Origin of the sequence: Segeticoccus rhizosphaerae, from assembly GCF_009192725.1 — a bacterium.
GTDB classification, from domain to species: Bacteria; Actinomycetota; Actinomycetes; order Actinomycetales; family Dermatophilaceae; genus Segeticoccus; species Segeticoccus rhizosphaerae.
The window spans coordinates 1-4,880 of sequence record NZ_VOHR01000279.1; the positions used below are offsets into that span (position 1 = coordinate 1).

Below are 4,880 nucleotides of genomic sequence, written 5' to 3' on the forward strand. Positions count from 1 at the left end.
GGCCGCGCCGCCGGGCCGGTCGGCCAGCAGCCGCAGCAGCGCGGTGAGGACCGGCCCGCCGATCGAGGGAGGTGGGTTGGTCGCCACCGTCCAGTCGCCGAACGTGGAGGTCAGCGCCGGACGGATCACCGCCTCGTATGCCGTGAGGTCGTCCCGCGTGATCAGGCCGCCCCTGTCGCGCATGTCGGCGACCAGCGCCGCGCCGAGGTCGCCGGAGTAGAGGACCGTGGCTCCCTGACTCGCGACCTGCTCGAGGCTGTCGGCAAGGTCGGGCAGCACCAGGAGGTCCCCGGCGCGGGCCGGCCCGCCGCCCGGCCCGGTCACCGCCGCCCGCGTCTGCTCGTCCCACCCGAAGAGCGAGTCGTGCACCAGCTGGAGGTAGCTCGCCGCCGCGGCCCCCACGGGGAACCCCGTCCGCAGCGCGCGGATCGCAGGAGCCATCAGCTCCCGCCACGGCGCCCCGCCGTAGCGCTCGTGGGCCAGCTCGAAAGCGGCGAACGCCCCTGGTGTGGCGACGGATCCGTGACCGGCTCCGACCGTGATGCCGCCGCCGTAGTCGGTGTGGATCTCGCGCACCCCGCGACCGAAGGCCTCGGACGGCATACCCCGTCCGGGCATCTCGACGTTGCCGTCCACCACCACCGGGTCGCCGTCGACCGGCCAGACGGCGACGTAGGCGCCCGCCATCGGGCTGACGATGCCGGGTTCGGTCGCGAACGACACCGTCATCGCGGCGATCGCGGCATCCACCGCAGTGCCCCCGCCGTGCACGAGGTCCAGACCGGCCTGGGCAGCCAGCGGGTTGGTGGCGGCCACGGCCGCGCGTCGGCTCATGGCTCGATTGTGCCGAGGCCGGCCCCCGCTGACCACTCCCGCCCCGTGCGGATCGTTGTTGCGCTCCCGGCGCCCTGCGCCCGGGCCCTGTCCCGGAGATCGGCGCCGTGGTGGGTCAGAAGAGGCGCGACTCCACGTCGTCGATCCCCTTGAGGGCGTCGTAGTCGAGGGTGACGCAGCGGATGCCGCGGTCGGTGGCGAGGGTGCGGGCCTGCGGCCTGATCACCTGCGCGGCGAACACCCCGGTGACCGGCCCTCCCGCGGTCAGGTGCGGGTCGCGGTTCATCAGCTCGAGGTAGCGGGTCAGCTGCTCGACGCCGTCGATCTCACCTCGACGCTTGATCTCGACGGCCACGCTCGCTCCCGAGCCGTCCTTGCACAGGATGTCGACCGGCCCGATCGCCGTCATGTACTCCCGCCGCACCAGGGTGTAGCCGTCGCCGAGGGTGTGGATGTGCTCGGCGAGCAGCCGCTGCAGGTGGGCCTCCACGCCGTCCTTGACCAGGCCCGGGTCGATGCCGAGCTCGTGCGAGGAGTCGTGCAGGACCTCGTGCAGCCGCACCCGCAGGTGGTCCTCCGACTTGGCGTGCTGCACCAACCAGACCGCCTCGACGCCCTCGGCGACCTCCTCTGCGTCCGGTGCCACCTCGGCCATCGCGCACGGTGGCGCCATCCAGTTCAGCGGTTTGTAGGAGCCGCCGTCGCTGTGCACCAGGACCGAGCCGTCGGCCTTGACCATCAGCAACCGGGTCGCCAGGGGCAGGTGGGCCGTCAGACGGCCGATGTAGTCGACGCTGCACCGCGCTATCACCACTCGCACCGCGCCACCCTAACCGGCGTGGCCGCGGGGCCGGTACGCCGGAACCCCGCCGACGGCCCTCTGAGAGGATGCGCTCATGTCTCGAGAGATCAGCACCGTCGGCGTGATCGGCTTGGGCACCATGGGTGCCGGCATCGTGGAGGTCTTCGCCCGCAACGGCATCGACGTCGTCGCGGTGGAGAACACCCCCGAGGGTGCCGAACGCGGCCGCACGATCCTGCAGCAGTCGACCGACCGTGCCGTCTCGCGCGGCAAGCTGGAGCAGGACGCCCAGGCCGCCCTGCTGGAGCGCGTCCGCTTCACCAGCGAGTTCGCCGACCTCGCGCGGTGCGACCTGGTCGTCGAGGCGGTGCCGGAGCACCTCGACCTCAAGCGCGAGATCTTCAGCACGCTCGATGACATCGTGGGCCCCGACGCCATCCTCGCGACCAACACCTCCAGCCTGTCGGTCACCGAGATCTCGGTGGCCACCAAGAACCCGCGCCGGGTCGTGGGCATGCACTTCTTCAACCCGGCGCCCGTGCTCAAGTTCGTCGAGGTCGTGCGCACCGTCGTCACCGAGGACGACGTGGTCGAGGACGTCAAGGCGCTGGCCGAGCGGCTCGGCAAGATGCCGGTGGTCATCGGCGACAAGGCCGGGTTCATCGCCAACGCCCTGCTGTTCGGCTACCTCAACCACGCGGTCTCGCTGTTCGAGGCGAAGTACGCCACGCGCGAGGACATCGACGCCGCGATGAAGCTGGGCTGCGGACTGCCGATGGGTCCATTGGCGCTGATGGACCTGATCGGCCTCGACACGGCATACGAGATCTGCGACACGATGTACAAGCAGGGGCGAGACCGGCTGCACGCACCCAGCCCGATCCTCAAGCAGATGGTGACCGCCGGCCTCAAGGGGCGCAAGACCGGCCGCGGGTTCTACACCTACGACAAGCCGGGGAGCGGCAAGGTCGTGCCGGACCACCTCACGCCCGACGCGGACGCGGCTGCCGCGCAGGGCCGCCCGATCTCCTCCGTGGGCGTCGTGGGTTCCGGTGTGATGGCTCGCAGCATCGTCGAGGTCTGCGCCAAGGGCGGGTATGACGTAACCTTCGTCGCCCGCTCCGCGGCCAAGGTCGACGAGGTGGTGGCCGGGGTCACCAAGAGCCTCGAGAAGGGAGTGCAGCGCGGCAAGGTGTCCGAGGACGAGCGGGTGGCGGCGCTCGGCCGGATCACCGGGACCGCGCGGCTGGACGACCTGGCCGGGGTCGACCTCGTGGTCGAGGCGGTGGTGGAGGACCTCGGGGTCAAGCAGGCGCTGTTCGAGAACCTCGACGAGATCTGCAAGCCCGGGGCGGTGCTCGCCACGACCACCTCCTCGCTGCCGGTCATCGAGTGCGCCGCGGCGACCACACGACCGCAGGACGTGGTCGGGTTGCACTTCTTCAACCCGGCACAGGTGATGGCGCTGGTCGAGGTGGTGCACACCGTGTCGACCTCGGACGAGGTGGTCGCGACCGCGCAGGGCTTCTGCCGGGACCTGGGCAAGCACCCGGTCTCGTGTGGCGACCGGGCGGGTTTCATCGTCAACGCGCTGCTGTTCCCCTACCTGGGCGACGCGGTCAAGATGCTCGAGGCGCACTACGCCAGCGCCGACGACATCGACACCGCGATGAAGACCGGCTGCGGCTACCCGATGGGGCCCTTCGAGCTGCTGGACGCGGTGGGCCTGGACGTCTCACTGGCGATCCAGCGTCAGCTCTACCTCGAGTTTCGCGAGCGCGGCTTCGCCCCGGCGCCGCTGCTCGAGCAGCTGGTCACGGCGGGCTACCTCGGCCGCAAGGTCGGCCGCGGCTTCCGCACCTACTCCTGAGCGGAATCTTCGCGCGGTTTCGGCCCCTGACCGGGCCCCGAACCTCGCAAAGATTCCTCACGGGGGCTGGCAGAATCGGTGGTATGCCCCGTGCCAACCGTCGTCGTCCGCAGGGGCCCCGTGGTGACCTCGGCCGATCGATGCAGGGCATGGTCCGCACCGAGAGCCACGCCGACGGCGACTGGCTGGTGCGCACCGTCCGGGGCAACGACTCGGGCAAGGCCTACCGCTGCCCCGGCTGCCAGCAGGAGGTCCCCGCCTCCGCGCCGCACGTGGTCGCCTGGCCCGCCGACGGACTCGGAGGCCTGGCCGAACGCCGGCACTGGCACACGCCCTGCTGGCGGGCCCGCCACCGGCGCACACCGCGCGGTTCCTGGAAGTGAGCGGCACCCGCCGGCCCCGCTTGTTGCTGGGGCTCGGCGTCATCGGTGACGCCGATCGCCAGCAACTTCGAGGGTGCACAGCGGGCTAGCGAGAGGTGGCTGCCTCGGAGGCCATCGCGGTGGCCACGTCCCGCGGATAGGTTCGGCGCGCCACCAGCAGCACCAGCCCTCCGACGACGAGCACCGAGAGCAGGACGAGGAAGGCCCGCGTCAGGCCGACGGCACCGCCGCCCTGGGCGAGGTTGTCGGCGGGCCCGGGGGGCGCCAGCACGGTCGACAGCCAGCCGAAGGCCAGCGGAGAGCCGGACTTGAGCAGGGTCTGGAAGAAGTTGCGCACGCTCTCGGCCCGGCCCCACAACCGGGAGTGCATGATGTCGAGCCGGGCCGCGTCCAGTGGCGGGTTGATCGCGCCCAGGGCGGCCGCACCGAGCAGCAGCAGCGGGATGGCCACCACCACCGACGAGAGCCCGAAACCGGGTAGCAGGAAGGCCACCGCCAACAGCAGGGACACCCCGCCGACCAGCGGCCGGCTCGTGACGTGGCCACGCCCGATCAGCCGGTCCGACACCTGGCCGCTGGCCAGTGTGCCGGCGATCACCGCCGCCCCCACCCCGACCAGCATGAGCGTCGCCAGGCTCTGGCTGACGTCGAACCGACCCCGCACGAAGACGATCGCGAAGGTCTGCATGCCCGCGACGTAGAAGTACCCCAGGGCCGAGGCCAGGATGATCACGACGTTGGTGCGGATCGACAGCACGTAGCGGACCGCCCACGCCAAGGACCGCCCCGCCGGGTCGCTGTCCAGGACGAGGCCTTCGTGCGGCACGATGCCGGCGTCCTCGATCGCCTCTGCGAGACCGCTGCGGGCGGCTCCGGGCACCACCGCTGCGTCGCGGTCGGCATCCTCCGGTGGCGAGGCGGCCACCCCGTCGCCCACGCCGAGGAGGGCGTCGCCGACGTGCACGACGCTGCCTCCGCCCCGTGCCGGTTC

General features: G+C 71.6%; 5 protein-coding genes. 2 read left to right on the top strand and 3 right to left on the bottom strand.

Annotation, left to right across the window (positions count from 1 at the left end; genetic code table 11):
* Both FRW57_RS17155 and nucS read right to left on the bottom strand, forming a co-directional pair.
* Positions 1-834: gamma-glutamyltransferase (locus FRW57_RS17155; protein ID WP_203230386.1), on the bottom strand; the 834-nt coding region annotated here is incomplete at its 3' end.
* 115 nt (positions 835-949) lie between these two features.
* Positions 950-1,654 carry an endonuclease NucS gene (gene nucS, locus FRW57_RS17160; RefSeq protein WP_137122908.1) on the bottom strand — a complete coding sequence of 235 codons (705 nt, stop codon included), beginning with the start codon at positions 1,652-1,654 and terminating at the stop codon, positions 950-952.
* A 76-nt stretch (positions 1,655-1,730) separates the two neighbouring features.
* Between nucS and FRW57_RS17165 the strand changes: the two genes are divergently transcribed.
* Together FRW57_RS17165 and FRW57_RS17170 are read left to right on the top strand one after the other, a co-directional pair.
* Positions 1,731-3,506, top strand: a complete 1,776-nt coding sequence (locus FRW57_RS17165; protein ID WP_137122909.1) for a 3-hydroxyacyl-CoA dehydrogenase family protein — start codon at positions 1,731-1,733, stop codon at positions 3,504-3,506.
* An 83-nt stretch (positions 3,507-3,589) separates the two neighbouring features.
* A complete protein-coding gene (locus tag FRW57_RS17170) occupies positions 3,590-3,889 on the top strand; it encodes a hypothetical protein (RefSeq protein ID WP_137122845.1) in 300 nt (99 codons plus the stop codon).
* Positions 3,890-3,974: 85 nt separating this feature from the next.
* Here the strand turns inward: FRW57_RS17170 and FRW57_RS17175 are convergent.
* A partial coding sequence (locus FRW57_RS17175; protein WP_162529399.1) for an MFS transporter occupies positions 3,975-4,880 on the bottom strand: 906 nt, incomplete at its 5' end.

Excerpts from the sequence above, each read along its gene's own strand:
- FRW57_RS17170 (WP_137122845.1), top strand. The coding sequence starts at position 3,590 with ATGCCCCGTGCCAACCGTCGTCGTCCGCAGGGGCCCCGTGGTGACCTC.
- FRW57_RS17165 (WP_137122909.1), top strand. The coding sequence starts at position 1,731 with ATGTCTCGAGAGATCAGCACCGTCGGCGTGATCGGCTTGGGCACCATG.